Source organism: Pseudescherichia sp. (genome assembly GCF_031979925.1).
GTDB lineage: Bacteria > Pseudomonadota > Gammaproteobacteria > Enterobacterales > Enterobacteriaceae > Pseudescherichia.
The window spans coordinates 123,812-138,069 of the sequence record NZ_DALZFB010000009.1 but is presented as its reverse complement, the minus strand read 5'-3'; the positions used below and the strand labels follow the sequence as shown (position 1 = coordinate 138,069).

The window sequence follows — 14,258 nt, the reverse complement described above, 5'->3', positions numbered from 1 at the left end:
TTCAGGCTTATGCCGGTTCGGCAACCAGCGGCTCGCCGCAGTGCACGCAGCGGTAGACCGCTTCGCCGCGCAGGATGCGGTTATGACGGCGCACGGTCAGCTGGTGCTGCTGGCAGGCGCAGCGGTAGGGCCAGGTATTCCGCTGTACCGAGGCCAGCTCAAACTGGTGGGTGCGACGGGCGGGGACGCCAAGCACGCTCTCCATCATCCACTTCCACTCTTTGCCGTGCGGTGCAACGCGGCCAAAGTGTTTCCATACCAGCAGGTGGGCCAGCTCGTGCGGCACGACCTCATCAATAAACGCCTGCTGGTTCTCCAGCAGCAGCACCGGATTCAGGCGGATCTCATAGCTGGCAAGCCAGGCCGTACCTGCCGCCGCGCCGCGCTGCTGGTAGACGAGGGTAGGTTCAGGATAGTGACGTTCAAGGTAACGGTTCGCCTGGGCAAGCTTGTCGCGCAGGCTGCGCATAACGGCCTGCTGGAGGGCGATGGGGATTCGTGGCGTTTTCATAATCGCAGAGGATAATCGCTAAAAAAAACCGCTGCAACAGCCGCCCGACCCTCAGCCAGGAAAACGCAGGGAGAAGATGTGATACCCGTCGGCGAAACGGTACTCTGCCGAGCCTGAATGTAATGTCATAATCGCTTTCACCATCGATAGCCCCAGGCCGTAACCGGATGAGTGGCGGGCGTTATCGCCTCGCCAAAAACGGTTAAATAGCTTGTCCGGCGCGTCCAGTTCGCTTCCAGGATTGCTCACTTCAACCACTGTTTCGCTATTTTTCACCTGCGTAGCGATCCGGATAACGGCATTTTCCGGTGAGTATCTCACCGCATTGCTGAGCAGATTTAACAGCACGCGCTGGAGTAGGATCCGATCGGCCTGAAGCGTCCCCTCGCATGCGGTGACAAAGGTGATATTTTTTTCATCCGCTTCATACTCCAGAAACTCAATAAGGTCCCCGATCGTATCAGCAGCAGAGATCGCCTCTTTTTTCAGCAAAATATTATTATGCTCAGCGCGGGCAAGGAAAAGGATATTTTCCGTCAGGCGAGAAAGCCCCTCAAGCTCTTCGATATTGTTTGCCAGCGCCTGCTGGTACTCATCTATAGAGCGCTCTTTACTCAGGACCACCTGATTATGGCCGAGCAGGATATTGACCGGCGTCCGTAATTCATGTGCCAGATCGTCAGCAAACTGATTCAGCCGCGTAAAATCGTCAGCCAGTTTCTGGCGCATAATATTTAACGCGCTACCCAGCGGTTTCAGCTCAGCGGGCAGCGCTTTTTCATCTAAAGGCTGGCTCAGTCCGCGGCTATCTATATTCGCCGTTAAACGGCTCAGAGAGTGAATGGCGCTCAGGCCACGCCTGATTAATAACGGACTCAGCGCCGAACAGATCAGAATAGCGATGATGCAGATGACGATACTGTTATTGCGATACTGTTCCAGCATATATTGTCGCTCTGATGCCAGCCTGGCGACGGTAATGGTTACGGGCTGGTCATAGCTAAGCGCAGTAATCCGTACTGCAGAAAGCTCTGTACCTGCGACATCGCGTTTGACGATAGTGTCCAAAGCCGGTTTTTTCAGTGCGGGTAACGGAGCCAGCAGCGAGGCATCGACTCCCGTATGGTTGACGGAAACAGTCTGCGCATTGGGTGTATGGATAAGCAGCATATCCTGGTGGGTATCCATCATGCGGTTAAAGTAGAGCGGAAGATTCTCTGCTTTTGCGCCATCTACTAGCAGCTGTCTGATCTGCTCAGCCCGGTTAATCAGGGTGATATCATCCCGCCACGTTAATTCGTGGCTTAGCGCCCGGTATAACGTCCAGCTTACGCCGGTGCAGGCTAATGCCATAACAAGCACAAATGATAACGTCAGACGTAACGTCATTGATAACTCAGGTTTCACTGTTTTCATCTGCCCCAAATCTGTAGCCCATGCCTCTGACGGTGCCGATCAATTTCGTATCGAAAGGATCGTCGACCTTTGCCCGCAGGCGCCGAATGGCGACATCAACCGTATTGGTCTCGCTGTCAAAGTTAATTCCCCATACCTCACTGGCAATTACCGCCCTGGGAATAATTTCACCGGCCCTTGAGACCAGCAGCCACAGCAGGAGAAACTCCTTACGGGTTAATACTATTGTTTTCCCATCCCTGGAGACGCTTTGCTTAATGGAGTCCATCTCCAGCCCATGCGATTTCAGATGCGTATGGGCAGCGGGGTTATTTCTGAGCTGCGTTCGCACCCGCGCTAATAGCTCAGCGAAGGAGAAAGGCTTAACCAGATAATCATTGGCGCCCAGCTCCAGCCCTTTTACCCTGTCTTCGACCGCATCGCGGGCGGTGAGACAGATAACCGGTGTCTGATGCGCCGTCCTGATCGCTTTCAGAACCTGCCAGCCATCCATGCCGGGCAGCATAATATCTAAAACGATCAGCGAATAAGACTCCTGCAATGCGAGGCGTAAACCGTCTCTGCCATCGCTCACCGTGTCCACAACATAGCCAGCCTCGGTCAGCCCCTGGCTTACCCAGTCGCTAGTTTTTTGATTATCTTCAATAAGTAAAATCTTCATGGATTCACTATGTCACAAGCGGTGGGGGAGGGGTAAAAATATCGTCGAGGATGACGAAAATGTAATGCTAATGTCAGGTTAGCGGCGCACGGTTCATATACATTTCAGGGACGACTTGAACACGGAGCAACACATGAAAAAGTATATCCTGACCGCAGCGACACTTGCTGTTATTTCAGCATCCCCTCTCGCCATGGCCGCCGCCAATATTCTGAGCGTGCATATTCTTGATCAGCAGACCGGCAAACCTGCCGAGAATGTTGAGGTAGTGCTGGAGCAGAAAAGCAATAGCGGATGGCAACAGTTAAACAGTGGCTATACGGATAAAGATGGCCGCATTAAGGCGTTATGGCCAGAGCAGGAGGCGAAGCCCGGTGATTATCGCGTGACGTTTAAAACTAAACCCTGGTTTGACAGCAAAAAGCAGGAGAGCTTTTTCCCGGAGATCCCGGTTGAATTTCACATCAGCAAAACGGATCAGCACTATCACGTTCCCCTGCTGTTAAGCCCGTATGGTTACTCAACGTATCGGGGAAGCTAACGGCGGGTAAAGTAAAAAACCTCCTCCCGGACGGGAGGAGGTTTATCAGGTTAGTTGCTTGCGCCAATCTCGCGCAGTTTACGCCCTTTCATTAAGTTGCGCTCGATGTGTTCCAGCGAGACATGCTTGGTTTCCGGCACCAGCCACAGGGTCAGGACAATGAACAGCACGTTCAGTGCACCGTAGACCCAGAAGGTGTTGGCGTTGCCCAGTGAATTGAGCATGGTCAGGAAGGTCGCACCGACGATCATGTTGGCGATCCAGTTGGTCGCGGTAGAGCAGGTGATACCGAAATCGCGCCCCTTCAGCGGCTGGATTTCAGAGCACAGTACCCAGATCAGCGGACCGGCGCTCATCGCAAAGCCCACGATAAACATCAGCAGCATCGCGACGGCAAAATACTGCGCCGATGGCGAGTGAATGCCGATGTGCATCATGGTACCCAGAATGCCCATACCGGCAGCCATCACCAGGAAGCCAAGCACCAGGGTAGGCTTACGGCCCCAGCGGTCAACCAGTCCGATAGCGATAAAGGTCGCCAGCACGTTGGTCAGGCCAACAATAACCGTCCCCCACATCTGCTCGGTGGTGTTGGTGTAACCCGCCAGCTCAAAGATCTTCGGCGCGTAGTACATGATGACGTTCATCCCGGTGAACTGCTGCATTACCTGCAGCAGCACGCCAAGGAATACCGCGCGGCGGAAGTTGCTGTTCTCTTTAAACAGCGCCCAGCCGCTCTGCTTCACCTGCAGGCTTTCACGGATCTCGTCCAGCTCATGCTTAGCTTCGGCGCTGGTGTCGCGCAGACGCAGCAGCACGCGCTCGGCATCGTGGAAACGGCGTTTAGCGGCAAACCAGCGCGGGCTATCCGGCAGGAAGAAGACGCCGATCAGCAGCAGGATAGCCGGAATGATGATCACGCCGAGCATCCAGCGCCATGCGCCGCTGTAGCTAAAGGCGGTATCGGAGAGGTAAGCACCCAGAATACCGATGGTGATCATCAGCTGATACATGGAGATCATGCTGCCGCGAATTTTTTCCGGGGCGATCTCAGAGAGGTAGAGCGGGGCGGTGTAGGAAGCAACGCCAACCGCCAGCCCCAGCAACACGCGGGAGAGGATCAGCACTTCAACGTTAGGTGCCGCAGCCGAGAAGAGTGAGCCGATCACAAACAGGATCGCACCAATCATCAGGCTTTTCTTACGGCCCAGCTTAAAGGAGAGCCAGCCGCTGCCTACGGCACCGACGGCAGCCCCGAACATCATGGAGCTAACGACCCACTCCTGCGTGTGTGAACTAATCTGAAATTCGTCAGCGATAAAGGGCAGCGCGCCCGCAATGACGCCGATATCAAGGCCGAACAGCAATCCGGCCAGCGCGGCGAGAAAACAGACAAAGAAGGTCATTGCCTTGTTCGAGCGCCCCGATTTTTTATTGTCAGGCATACTGCCCTCCAGTTGGGTTATCAATTTTAACGGTATAAAGGTTAGGTGAGAGCTGCATAAAAAGATGTGAGGTTAATCACATCAGTGTAATCGGTTACACTGTTCTCAGGCGGCGTCACCGAAAAGTAACAATACAAATCATAAAGTTAATGAATAGTAGCGTAATCTTGTGTAAAGGGGCTCAGACTATACCGAAATATTATGTAACAAAGCCACTGGATGCAGCATTTTGAGCAAAACAGGTAAATAAACCCGCGGATCGTGCGTGTAATCGCTATCAGAAAATGGCTATAAAAAAGGCCAGCGCGAGGCTGGCCTTAGTAGAGAGGGAGAGCGGGGTGGCTTATTTCAGGCCAGCGGCTTCGCGCAGTACGTCTGCTTTGTCGGTCTTTTCCCACGGGAAGTGTTCGCGACCAAAGTGACCGTAAGCGGCAGTCTCTTTATAGATCGGGTGCAGCAGATCCAGCATCTGGATCAGACCATACGGACGCAGGTCGAAGAACTCGCGTACCAGCAGAGTCAGCTGCTCAGAAGCGATCTTCTCGGTACCGAAGGTTTCCACCATGATAGAGGTCGGCTCGGCTACGCCGATAGCGTAGGAGACCTGAATTTCACAGCGGTCGGCCAGGCCAGCAGCAACGATGTTCTTCGCCACGTAACGTGCCGCGTAGGCCGCAGAGCGGTCAACTTTTGATGGATCTTTACCGGAGAAGGCACCGCCGCCGTGACGGGCCATGCCGCCGTAGGTATCAACGATGATTTTACGTCCGGTCAGGCCGCAGTCACCCATCGGGCCGCCGATAACAAAGCGTCCGGTTGGGTTGATGAAGAATTTAGTCGAGCTGTTCAGCCACTCGGCAGGCAGGATCGGCTTGATGATCTCTTCCATCACCCCTTCCTGCAGCGATTTCTGGTCGATATCTTCTGCATGCTGGGTAGAGAGTACTACCGCGTCGATACCGACAATTTTGCCTGCGTCGTACTGGAAGGTCACCTGGCTTTTTGCGTCCGGGCGCAGCCACGGCAGGGTACCATTTTTACGCACTTCAGCCTGGCGTTGCACCAGACGGTGTGCGTAGGTGATCGGTGCTGGCATCAGCACATCAGTTTCATTGGTGGCATAGCCAAACATCAGGCCCTGGTCGCCTGCACCCTGCTCCAGCGGATCGGCACGGTCAACGCCCTGATTGATATCCGGAGACTGTTTACCGATAGCGCTCAGTACCGCACAGGAGTTTGCGTCAAAGCCCATATCTGAATGGACATAGCCGATTTCACGCACGGTGTTACGGGTGATCTCTTCGATATCGACCCATGCGCTGGTGGTGATCTCACCGCCGACTAAAACCATGCCGGTTTTAACGTAGGTTTCACACGCCACGCGTGCTTTCGGATCCTGCTCAAGAATTGCATCCAGCACCGCATCGGAGATCTGGTCAGCAATTTTGTCAGGATGCCCTTCGGAAACTGACTCGGACGTAAAAAGGTGTTTTGCCATGTTCTCTTCACCCTGGGGGAAATTTTATTAGCTCGGACTCAGTGCCTGTATGTGCCTTAACAAGGCATGCAGGTAAGTGGCACCGGAGGTCTGAGGGTTAATCGGTATGGATGGATTAACATCTGGACGGCTATTTTAGGTCACTTCTTGACCCCGTTTCCAGCATTTTTTGATATTCATCGCACTATGGGTGAAATTCAGGACGTAACTTTCTCTATCCACGCGGCAAAACGGGCTTTTTTGTTTTGCTTTTTCACCCTGTTATCGGTATAAAACGCCGCACGCGGCTTGTATACCTGGACCAGCCGCTAACCAGCTGGTTGGCGTGGAGGTGATACCCAATAATGAACCGTTGTTTACCGCAAAATCTGCCGCGCCGTTCTGGCGTGCACGCATTTCCCGCTACCCGCACATCTACTCTGCAAACCTGCCGATGTTATACCCATTTCGGCGCTTCTCAGGACTCCAGGGCCGGTTACGCCTGGTGACAACTGAACAAGGGCGCTCTTGTTAATTCAGGAGTTTTCTCGTGGTTTCGCCGAACCTTGTCATACAGAGTTCGGATACGTGTTTTACAATGATATGAATAAGAAACCGGTCGCACGGCTCACGCTTCAGCATAATACGCTGGATAACCGGGCCGTTTATGGGTTGTTATCGCCTCTACGGAACGCGATAGTAGTCAACTGTTTTACACTTACTAATACAATTTGAGGTTCGCTATGTCTGACGACATCTCTTCGGTTTCGCCTTCGTCAGCGGGCGAACAAGGTGTACTACGTTCCATGCAGGAGGTAGCGATGAGCTCCCAGGAAGCCAGTAAAATGCTGCGCACATACAATATTGCCTGGTGGGGCAATAACTATTACGACGTCAACGAGCTGGGCCACATCACCGTCTGCCCCGATCCTGACGTGCCGGAAGCGCGCGTTGATCTCGCTCAGCTGGTCAAAGCCCGCGAGGCCCAGGGGCAACGCCTGCCTGCGCTGTTCTGCTTCCCGCAGATCCTGCAGCACCGTCTGCGTTCTATTAACGCCGCGTTCAAGCGCGCCCGTGAATCCTACGGCTATAACGGCAACTACTTTCTGGTCTACCCGATCAAGGTTAACCAGCACCGCCGCGTCATTGAATCCCTGATCCACTCCGGCGAACCGCTGGGGCTTGAGGCTGGATCGAAGGCCGAGCTGATGGCGGTCCTGGCGCACGCGGGCATGACCCGCAGCGTCATCGTCTGTAACGGCTATAAAGACCGGGAGTATATCCGCCTGGCGCTGATCGGCGAGAAGATGGGCCACAAGGTCTATCTGGTCATTGAGAAGATGTCTGAAGTTGCCATCGTGCTGGAAGAGGCCGAGCGTCTGAACGTGGTGCCACGCCTCGGCGTGCGTGCGCGTCTGGCGTCGCAGGGCTCCGGCAAGTGGCAGTCCTCCGGCGGGGAAAAATCCAAGTTTGGCCTGGCAGCAACCCAGGTGCTGCAGCTGGTGGAGATCCTGCGCGAGCGGGGACGTCTCGACAGTATTCAGCTCCTGCACTTCCACCTCGGCTCGCAGATGGCGAACATTCGCGATATCGCCACCGGCGTGCGTGAATCGGCCCGTTTTTACGTTGAGCTGCACAAGCTGGGCGTGAACATTGAGTGCTTTGACGTGGGCGGTGGCCTGGGTGTGGACTATGAGGGCACCCGCTCCCAGTCTGACTGCTCGGTTAACTACGGCCTGAACGAGTATGCCAACAACATCATCTGGGCCATTGGCGACGCCTGCGAAGAGCATGGCCTGCCGCACCCGACGGTGATCACCGAGTCTGGCCGCGCCGTGACCGCGCACCATACCGTGCTGGTGTCGAACATTATCGGTGTGGAGCGCAACGAATATACCGAAGCGACGCCGCCTGCTGAGAATGCGCCGCGTGCCCTGCAAAGCATGTGGGAGACATGGCAGGAGATGCACGAGCCGGGCACCCGCCGCTCGCTGCGTGAGTGGCTGCACGACAGCCAGATGGATCTGCACGATATTCATATCGGCTACTCTTCCGGCTCGTTCAGCCTGCAGGAGCGTGCCTGGGCAGAGCAGCTCTATCTGAACATGTGCCACGAGGTGCAGAAGCAGCTGGATCCGAGCAACCGCGCGCACCGTCCGATTATCGATGAGCTGCAGGAGCGGATGGCGGACAAAATGTACGTCAACTTCTCGCTATTCCAGTCGATGCCGGATGCGTGGGGTATCGACCAGCTCTTCCCGGTAATGCCGCTGGAAGGGCTGGATCAGATCCCTAAGCGTCGTGCGGTGCTGCTGGATATCACCTGTGACTCTGACGGCGCTATCGATCACTACGTGGATGGCGACGGGATCGCTACGACGATGCCGATGCCGGAGTACGATCCTGACAACCCGCCGCTGCTGGGCTTCTTTATGGTAGGCGCGTATCAGGAGATCCTTGGCAACATGCACAACCTGTTTGGCGATACCGAAGCGGTGGACGTCTTTGTCTTCCCGGACGGCAGTGTTGAGGTGGAGCTCTCCGACGAAGGGGACACGGTGGCGGATATGCTGGAGTACGTGCAGCTTGATCCGAATACGCTGCTGACCCACTTCCGCGATCAGGTGAAGCAGACCGGGCTGGACGATGCGCTGCAGCAACAGTTCCTCGAAGAGTTCGAAGCCGGGCTTTACGGCTACACCTATCTCGAAGACGAGTAATCGTGTTTGCCCGGCGGCCTCAGTGCTGCCGGGTCTTTCCTGCCTGTTTTTCATTCATGGTTAGCTTTCATCTTTAGCAATTCACATGCATTGCAATGCACTTGCATTGCTTTTGCCGGTGAGCTACTCTTTGCAGCACGGGAAACCGTCAACGCTCGCTATCCTTTATTGTTGTAGTAGCTATGTAAAATTGACTCGTTAGAGCGGAGCAAATCCAAATGAACCTTTTAACTCAAGCCGGAGTGTCTCTGCGTGCGTCTTCGAAACTCACCGCCCGCAGTCAGACGACTATCCCTGCTTCAGTTAGAGACGCGATGAAGTTAAAACCTGGGGAGGAGATAGAATATGCCGTACTTCCCGATGGTCAGGTTCTTATGTGTCGCAAAAATTCTGCGGAAAATGAAGATCCAGTAATAGGCTCTTTCCTGCAATTTCTTGAGAACGATATGCAAGAAAATCCAGGCCGCATTAAACCGTTACGCGCTTCACTTCTGGCGCACGCGGAGTCTTTAACTGCTGATATGGATATCGACCTCGACGCTCCGCTTACTGATGAAGAGTAAGTGGACAAATGAACGGAAAGACGACCGAAATTAATGGTTGGAAGTTGTATACCCACCCCTGCTTTGATTCACAACTTGAAGCGCTGGTGGCGCAGGTAGAAGAGCTTAAGAAAAAGGGTCCGGATAACTATCAAAAGAAAGCCGCCACGAAATTGCTTGCCGCGATTTTGAAGGTTATCAAAATGGAAATCTGCGGCAACCCAATGGACGCCAGGTTTAGGCAAGGAGAGACGCTGGGGGAAGAAAATAAACACTGGTTTCGTGCTAAGTTTCTTGGCCAGTACCATTTGTTTTTTCGATTCAGTGAGCAGCATAGAACCATTATTCTGGCGTGGGTAAACGATGAATCTACCAGGCGCGCCTACGATCACAAGCGTGATGCGTATAAGGTATTCAGCGCAATGATATCCAACGGCAACCCACCGAGCGACTGGGATCGGCTGTTATCAGAGAGCAGCACCGAAAAGCTCGTCATAGAGTGAATATTGCGTACCTAAACTAAAGCCCGGCCCTGCTGGGCTTTTTTATTGGGTGGCAAAAATCTTTTACCCGATCACAAAACCCTACAGCCAGAGTGTGAGCGGCATCACCTGAAATCTTCCCAGGTCGTGATCGCCTTCGCTTTTTCTCCCGTTCTCTGGCTTTAGAGCCTTTTTCTGGCAAGCCCGGCAATTTACTTCCCGCTGGGGTACCGCCATGCTTAGACCATCGCTTAGTCGTGTTGCAGGCTGGAAATCAGGGCAGCGATGCGCTGCGGGTTGAGCAGCGTTTCGAAGGCAAGTGGATGTTGTGCGCCGTGCTGCTCAAACCACGCTGCAAGCTCCCGGTTCTGACGGCTAAATTCGTGTAGGGCAGCATTGAACTGGGAGCGGATATCCGCCTGTTCCCCATATTTACGCAGCCAGAGCTTGAGCGTCAGCGCCTGGGTGAACGCGCTGTAAATCTGGGTGTACTTTAGGGCGCGGACAACGCTGCCGCTGATGGCTTGCCGGGTTTCGCCCGCCAGCGGAGCATCGGGCAGCAGCTTAAGCGAGCGGCTATGCATGTAGTCGGCAAGAAAGCGGCTGCGCTGGATCTCCAGCTCAATCAGCTGCCGCTGCTGATAACCCAGGTCGGGATCGTCACTGGGCATCAGAGGCTGAAAGGACTGTGTCCAGTTGGCGCTGCGGGTATCAAGATGAAGCAGGTGCAGCGCATGGGTAAAATCCGCCGGGAGCCGACTGTGGCTCTGCAACACGCGGCCTAACAGATTGGGTGTCTTACAGCTCCACTCATGGCTGGCAACGATAATATCGCCGATCGCGCTGAGATCGTGAGCGGATATGGCGGCACGCTGCTGCAGCCAGTGGCTAACAATCTGGCGGGGAGATAACTCCGGCTCGTTAACCAGGCGGGAAAGGCCGGACAGATTAAGCTCATTAAGGGAGTCGGAAAGCGCCAGATCGGGCAGCCACTCCCAGTCGACGCGTACGGTAATGGCCTCGGGAGCGCTGTTGGTGTGCTGGCTAAGCCAGGCGAGACGCTGCTGGATCTCCTCCAGCAGATAGCAGGGCAGCAGGGTCCAGCCATACTCCAGGCCCCAGAGATCCAGCTCCAGCCACTTCCGGTTGCCGTGAAGATTAAGCAGGTTGGGGTTATTGGCAAAGCCCGGGCGGTAATCAAGCTCGGTCGCCTTTACAGAGGCGCGTACGTCATCAGGGAGCGTCTCCAGTGCGGTACGCAGCATCTGCCGGGGCCAGGTTTTGTCCTGATAGTCGCGCAGGATAAGCTGGCGTCCCAGCTGACGAATACCCTGGTAAAGCGTTTTTAGTGACGTTTTCCAGCGTTCATTGCTGACGTCGGGAGTCGATAGCGAAAGACGCAAGCCGCGAACGGCAGGCAGCGCGGCCAACATCTGCGGAATGCTGTGCTGAAAGAAATAGTCAATAAAATCGCTGGCGCTATTTTCAGAGAGAAAAAACTCCGGGAACTTTGCTTTTAGCTCATGGCTATCGGGCGTGGCTTCGCCCTGTAACCAAAATTGTAAGCCGCGCTGCTGCAAATATTCTCCCGCTTTTTGCAGATAAATAAGCGCGTTTTCCTGAACAAGCTTCAGGTTAATTAACTCAGCGCTATGACAGCGCGGTGACGGTGCGGCCAGGCGGGCTAATAACGACTGTTGATGAATAACGAGGCCCTGAAAGCCATAACGTTGTGCCATGCTCACGGTTTTTTCAAAAAAAGACCAGCGCCATATTTCAGGGGAGTTAATTTCCATTAACAGATAAGGCTTCGTTGTTGTCATTACGCCCATCCCGCTAGCAACGTTGAGCGGGAATGCTAGAGGCGGCGAGATGAAAGGTCAAACATCGTGGCCTGAGTAAAACAGAAAGTGTGAGCCTGCTCGAAGGCGACCGGGCTAATTGCGTATCAATGAGAGGAAAGTAAATGGCCAAAGGTACAACGCTGCAACTGAACTACGAACGCTATATTGATGAGGATACCGGCGCGAAGGTCACCCGCTTCACGCCAACGGATGTTATTTGCCACCGCAACTACTTTTATCAAAAGTGTTTCATCGACGGCGGCAAGAAGCTTATTTTTGCTGGCGAGTTTGATACCCATCGTAATTACTATTTACTCGAGCTGGCTACCGGTATAGCAACGCAGTTAACCGAAGGGGCCGGGGATAATACCTTTGGCGGCTTTTTATCCCCCGATGAAAATTATCTCTATTACGTCAAAGGTGAACGCAATTTAATGCGTGTCACCCTGGCGACACTCCAGGAAGAGGCGGTATATCGCGTGCCCGACGAGTGGGTAGGGTATGGCACCTGGGTGGCAAACTCCGCCTGCGACAAGCTGGTTGGGGTGGAGATCCATCGCGACAGCTGGCGGCCTATCAGCGACTGGACCGTCTTTCAGGAGTTCTATGCCGAAGCGCCGCGCTGCCGGGTGATCCGTATCGACCTGCGCAGCGGGGAGCGGGAGACGCTGCTGGAGGAGAACCAGTGGCTGGGACACCCCATCTACCGACCATTCGATGATAACACCGTGGCCTTCTGCCATGAGGGACCGCTCGATCGCGTCGATGCCCGCATGTGGCTGATGAATGAGGATGGCAGCAACATCCGCAAGGCCCGGGAGCCCGCGCTGGGAGAGAGCTATACCCACGAGTTCTGGGTGCCGGATGGCTCTGCCCTGATGTATGTCACCTACGTCAAGAACAGCCCCGTGCGCTATCTCTGCCGCATCGACGGCGAGACCGGTGAAGATGAGCGTCTGATGGCGATGCCACCCTGCTCACACGTCATGAGCAACGACAGCGGCTCGCTGGCGGTCGGGGACGGTTCCGGCGTGCCCATTGATATTGCTGATAACGCGGGCTATGGCGACACCAGCGATCCCTGGCTCTGGCTCTTTGATTTAGAGAACAAGCAGGCCCACAAAATTGCCCGCCACGGCACCTCATGGCGGGTACTGGATGGAGATCGGCAGGTGACGCACCCGCACCCGTCGTTCACCCCCGATGAGAAAGCAGTTCTGTTCAGCACCGATAAAGACGGCAAGCCAGCGCTCTACCTGGCCGAAATTCCTGAAGACGTTTTACGCCAAATCCACGGCTAAACAAGGAGCTTCCCATGCATAAGCTTATCGCCCCCGTTGCCGCGTCGTTTTTGCTGGCGTGCTCCTGTCTTACGGCTGCCCAGGCCGCGGAGATCCGTATCTCATGGTGGGGCGGTAACAGTCGCCACCAGGCCACGCTGGAGGCCATAAAACTGTTTGAAGAGAAGTATCCCGACATCAAAGTAAAGGCGGAGTACGCCGGTTGGGAAGGCTACCTGTCACGCCTGACGGTACAGATAGCCGGAGGGAACGAGCCGGATGTGATCCAGACCAACTGGAACTGGCTACCGCTCTTCTCAAAGGACGGCAACGGTTTTTATGACCTCTATAAACAGAAAGCGGTGCTCGATCTTCAGCAGTACGATCCGCAGTCGCTCAGCAGCACCACGGTAGACGGCAAGCTGAACGGTCTGCCGGTGGCGGTTACCGCCCGCAGCTTCTACTACAACAAAAAGCTGTGGGAGGAGATGGGCGTCAGCTATCCGCAGAGCTGGACAGAGCTGATGGCCGCCGGAAAAGCGTTCGAGGCAAAAGATAAAGAGAAATACCCGCTGGTTCTCGACTACATGGAGTCGCTGACGCTGGTTCAGTCCTGGATGGTACAGAAGTACAACATCCCGGCTATCGACGAGAGCACGGGTAAATTCACCTATACCCCGCAGCAGTGGGAAGCCTTTTTCCAGATCTATAAGGATCTGGTGGATAACCATGTTTTCCCCTCTATGCGGGTGCTGACCTCTTATGGCAAAACCAACACCTGGGAAATGAGGCCCTGGATCCAGGGCAAATGGGGCGGTGTCTATATGTGGAACACCAACGCCGTAATGTATGAAAACAACCTGACCGCCCCTTACGACACGCTGGAGCTAGGGCCGTTCTTTATGCTGCCGGGAGCAAAAGACGCCGGACTGTTCTTCAAACCGACAATGATGTTCAGCATCGGTAAATCGACGAAGCATCCGGCGGAGGCCGCAAAGCTAATCGACTTCTTGATGAACGATCCGCAGGGCGTCAAGGCCATGGGGCTTGAGCGCGGCACGCCGCTGAGTAAAAAGGCTTACCAGCAGCTGAGTGAGGAGGGGGTAATTCAGGAGGACAATATCACCGTAGCCGGGATTAAATCGTCTCTGTCACTTCCTCATGCCATTCCCACCTCGCCCCATTTTGATAACCCGAAATTCGTGGAGCTGTGGCGCAACACCATAGAGAACATCGACCACGGCAAGCTGACGGTGAAAGAGGCAGCAGAGCAGTTCCCCCGTAATGCCAGCCGAATCCTAAGTAAGGCAGTGAAATAACATACCGGGCCGGGACCCTG

13 protein-coding genes are annotated in these 14,258 nt (G+C 54.6%); 7 read left to right on the top strand and 6 right to left on the bottom strand.

Features of this window, described 5'->3' with window-relative positions:
• Nucleotides 1-7: 7 nt before the first annotated feature.
• From RTM13_RS15610 to hprR, 3 genes are read right to left on the bottom strand one after another with little or no spacing between them, the layout of a single operon-like run.
• A complete protein-coding gene (locus RTM13_RS15610; RefSeq protein WP_312213020.1) occupies nucleotides 8-511 on the bottom strand; it encodes a SprT family zinc-dependent metalloprotease in 504 nt (167 codons plus the stop codon).
• A gap of 51 nt (nucleotides 512-562) precedes the next feature.
• Nucleotides 563-1,900, bottom strand: a complete 1,338-nt coding sequence (locus RTM13_RS15605) for a heavy metal sensor histidine kinase (RefSeq protein WP_312213018.1) — start codon at nucleotides 1,898-1,900, stop codon at nucleotides 563-565.
• A 7-nt stretch (nucleotides 1,901-1,907) separates the two neighbouring features.
• On the bottom strand, nucleotides 1,908-2,588 hold the full coding sequence (hprR, locus tag RTM13_RS15600) for a response regulator transcription factor HprR (RefSeq protein WP_312213016.1): 681 nt from the start codon (nucleotides 2,586-2,588) through the stop codon (nucleotides 1,908-1,910).
• Between the two features lie 133 nt (nucleotides 2,589-2,721).
• Here hprR and hiuH point away from each other — a divergent pair, with 133 nt between their 5' ends.
• The gene (gene hiuH / locus RTM13_RS15595) at nucleotides 2,722-3,129 is read left to right on the top strand and encodes a hydroxyisourate hydrolase (protein ID WP_312213015.1); all 408 of its coding nucleotides are present in this window, start codon (nucleotides 2,722-2,724) and stop codon (nucleotides 3,127-3,129) included.
• A gap of 50 nt (nucleotides 3,130-3,179) precedes the next feature.
• Here the strand turns inward: hiuH and galP are convergent, their stop codons facing one another.
• Entirely contained in the window at nucleotides 3,180-4,574 is a 1,395-nt protein-coding gene (galP, locus tag RTM13_RS15590) for a galactose/proton symporter (RefSeq protein WP_312213013.1), read from the bottom strand.
• A gap of 343 nt (nucleotides 4,575-4,917) precedes the next feature.
• Nucleotides 4,918-6,072 (bottom strand): methionine adenosyltransferase, encoded by a 1,155-nt coding sequence (gene metK / locus RTM13_RS15585; protein ID WP_312213011.1) that lies wholly within the window; start codon nucleotides 6,070-6,072, stop codon nucleotides 4,918-4,920.
• 582 nt (nucleotides 6,073-6,654) lie between these two features.
• Between metK and yqgB the strand changes: the two genes are divergently transcribed.
• The 4 genes from yqgB (at nucleotide 6,655) to RTM13_RS15565 (ending at nucleotide 9,816) form a co-directional block, all read left to right on the top strand.
• Nucleotides 6,655-6,786, top strand: coding sequence for an acid stress response protein YqgB (gene yqgB, locus RTM13_RS15580; RefSeq protein ID WP_312213088.1), 132 nt, complete (start codon nucleotides 6,655-6,657; stop codon nucleotides 6,784-6,786).
• 8 nt (nucleotides 6,787-6,794) lie between these two features.
• Nucleotides 6,795-8,771: a biosynthetic arginine decarboxylase gene (gene speA, locus RTM13_RS15575; protein ID WP_312213010.1), complete on the top strand. Its 1,977-nt coding sequence runs from the start codon at nucleotides 6,795-6,797 to the stop codon at nucleotides 8,769-8,771.
• Between the two features lie 218 nt (nucleotides 8,772-8,989).
• Entirely contained in the window at nucleotides 8,990-9,334 is a 345-nt protein-coding gene (locus tag RTM13_RS15570) for a type II toxin-antitoxin system PrlF family antitoxin (RefSeq protein ID WP_312213009.1), read from the top strand.
• A gap of 8 nt (nucleotides 9,335-9,342) precedes the next feature.
• Entirely contained in the window at nucleotides 9,343-9,816 is a 474-nt protein-coding gene (locus RTM13_RS15565; protein ID WP_312213007.1) for a type II toxin-antitoxin system YhaV family toxin, read from the top strand.
• 230 nt (nucleotides 9,817-10,046) lie between these two features.
• Here the strand turns inward: RTM13_RS15565 and RTM13_RS15560 are convergent, their stop codons facing one another.
• Complete coding sequence (locus RTM13_RS15560) at nucleotides 10,047-11,534, bottom strand: hypothetical protein (RefSeq protein WP_312213005.1); 1,488 nt, start codon at nucleotides 11,532-11,534, stop codon at nucleotides 10,047-10,049.
• Nucleotides 11,535-11,761: 227 nt separating this feature from the next.
• Between RTM13_RS15560 and RTM13_RS15555 the strand changes: the two genes are divergently transcribed.
• Nucleotides 11,762-12,940 carry an oligogalacturonate lyase family protein gene (locus tag RTM13_RS15555; RefSeq protein ID WP_312213003.1) on the top strand — a complete coding sequence of 393 codons (1,179 nt, stop codon included), beginning with the start codon at nucleotides 11,762-11,764 and terminating at the stop codon, nucleotides 12,938-12,940.
• Between the two features lie 14 nt (nucleotides 12,941-12,954).
• Nucleotides 12,955-14,238 carry an ABC transporter substrate-binding protein gene (locus RTM13_RS15550; RefSeq protein ID WP_312213001.1) on the top strand — a complete coding sequence of 428 codons (1,284 nt, stop codon included), beginning with the start codon at nucleotides 12,955-12,957 and terminating at the stop codon, nucleotides 14,236-14,238.
• Nucleotides 14,239-14,258: the final 20 nt, after the last annotated feature.

What these genes read in the sequence shown, in the direction of transcription:
- RTM13_RS15610 (WP_312213020.1), bottom strand. Translation starts at nt 511, where the DNA reads ATGAAAACGCCACGAATCCCCATCGCCCTCCAGCAGGCCGTTATGCGC.
- RTM13_RS15605 (WP_312213018.1), bottom strand. Translation starts at nt 1,900, where the DNA reads ATGACGTTACGTCTGACGTTATCATTTGTGCTTGTTATGGCATTAGCC.
- hprR (WP_312213016.1), bottom strand. Translation starts at nt 2,588, where the DNA reads ATGAAGATTTTACTTATTGAAGATAATCAAAAAACTAGCGACTGGGTA.
- hiuH (WP_312213015.1), top strand. Translation starts at nt 2,722, where the DNA reads ATGAAAAAGTATATCCTGACCGCAGCGACACTTGCTGTTATTTCAGCA.
- galP (WP_312213013.1), bottom strand. Translation starts at nt 4,574, where the DNA reads ATGCCTGACAATAAAAAATCGGGGCGCTCGAACAAGGCAATGACCTTC.
- metK (WP_312213011.1), bottom strand. Translation starts at nt 6,072, where the DNA reads ATGGCAAAACACCTTTTTACGTCCGAGTCAGTTTCCGAAGGGCATCCT.
- yqgB (WP_312213088.1), top strand. Translation starts at nt 6,655, where the DNA reads ATGAATAAGAAACCGGTCGCACGGCTCACGCTTCAGCATAATACGCTG.
- speA (WP_312213010.1), top strand. Translation starts at nt 6,795, where the DNA reads ATGTCTGACGACATCTCTTCGGTTTCGCCTTCGTCAGCGGGCGAACAA.
- RTM13_RS15570 (WP_312213009.1), top strand. Translation starts at nt 8,990, where the DNA reads ATGAACCTTTTAACTCAAGCCGGAGTGTCTCTGCGTGCGTCTTCGAAA.
- RTM13_RS15565 (WP_312213007.1), top strand. Translation starts at nt 9,343, where the DNA reads ATGAACGGAAAGACGACCGAAATTAATGGTTGGAAGTTGTATACCCAC.
- RTM13_RS15560 (WP_312213005.1), bottom strand. Translation starts at nt 11,534, where the DNA reads ATGGCACAACGTTATGGCTTTCAGGGCCTCGTTATTCATCAACAGTCG.
- RTM13_RS15555 (WP_312213003.1), top strand. Translation starts at nt 11,762, where the DNA reads ATGGCCAAAGGTACAACGCTGCAACTGAACTACGAACGCTATATTGAT.
- RTM13_RS15550 (WP_312213001.1), top strand. Translation starts at nt 12,955, where the DNA reads ATGCATAAGCTTATCGCCCCCGTTGCCGCGTCGTTTTTGCTGGCGTGC.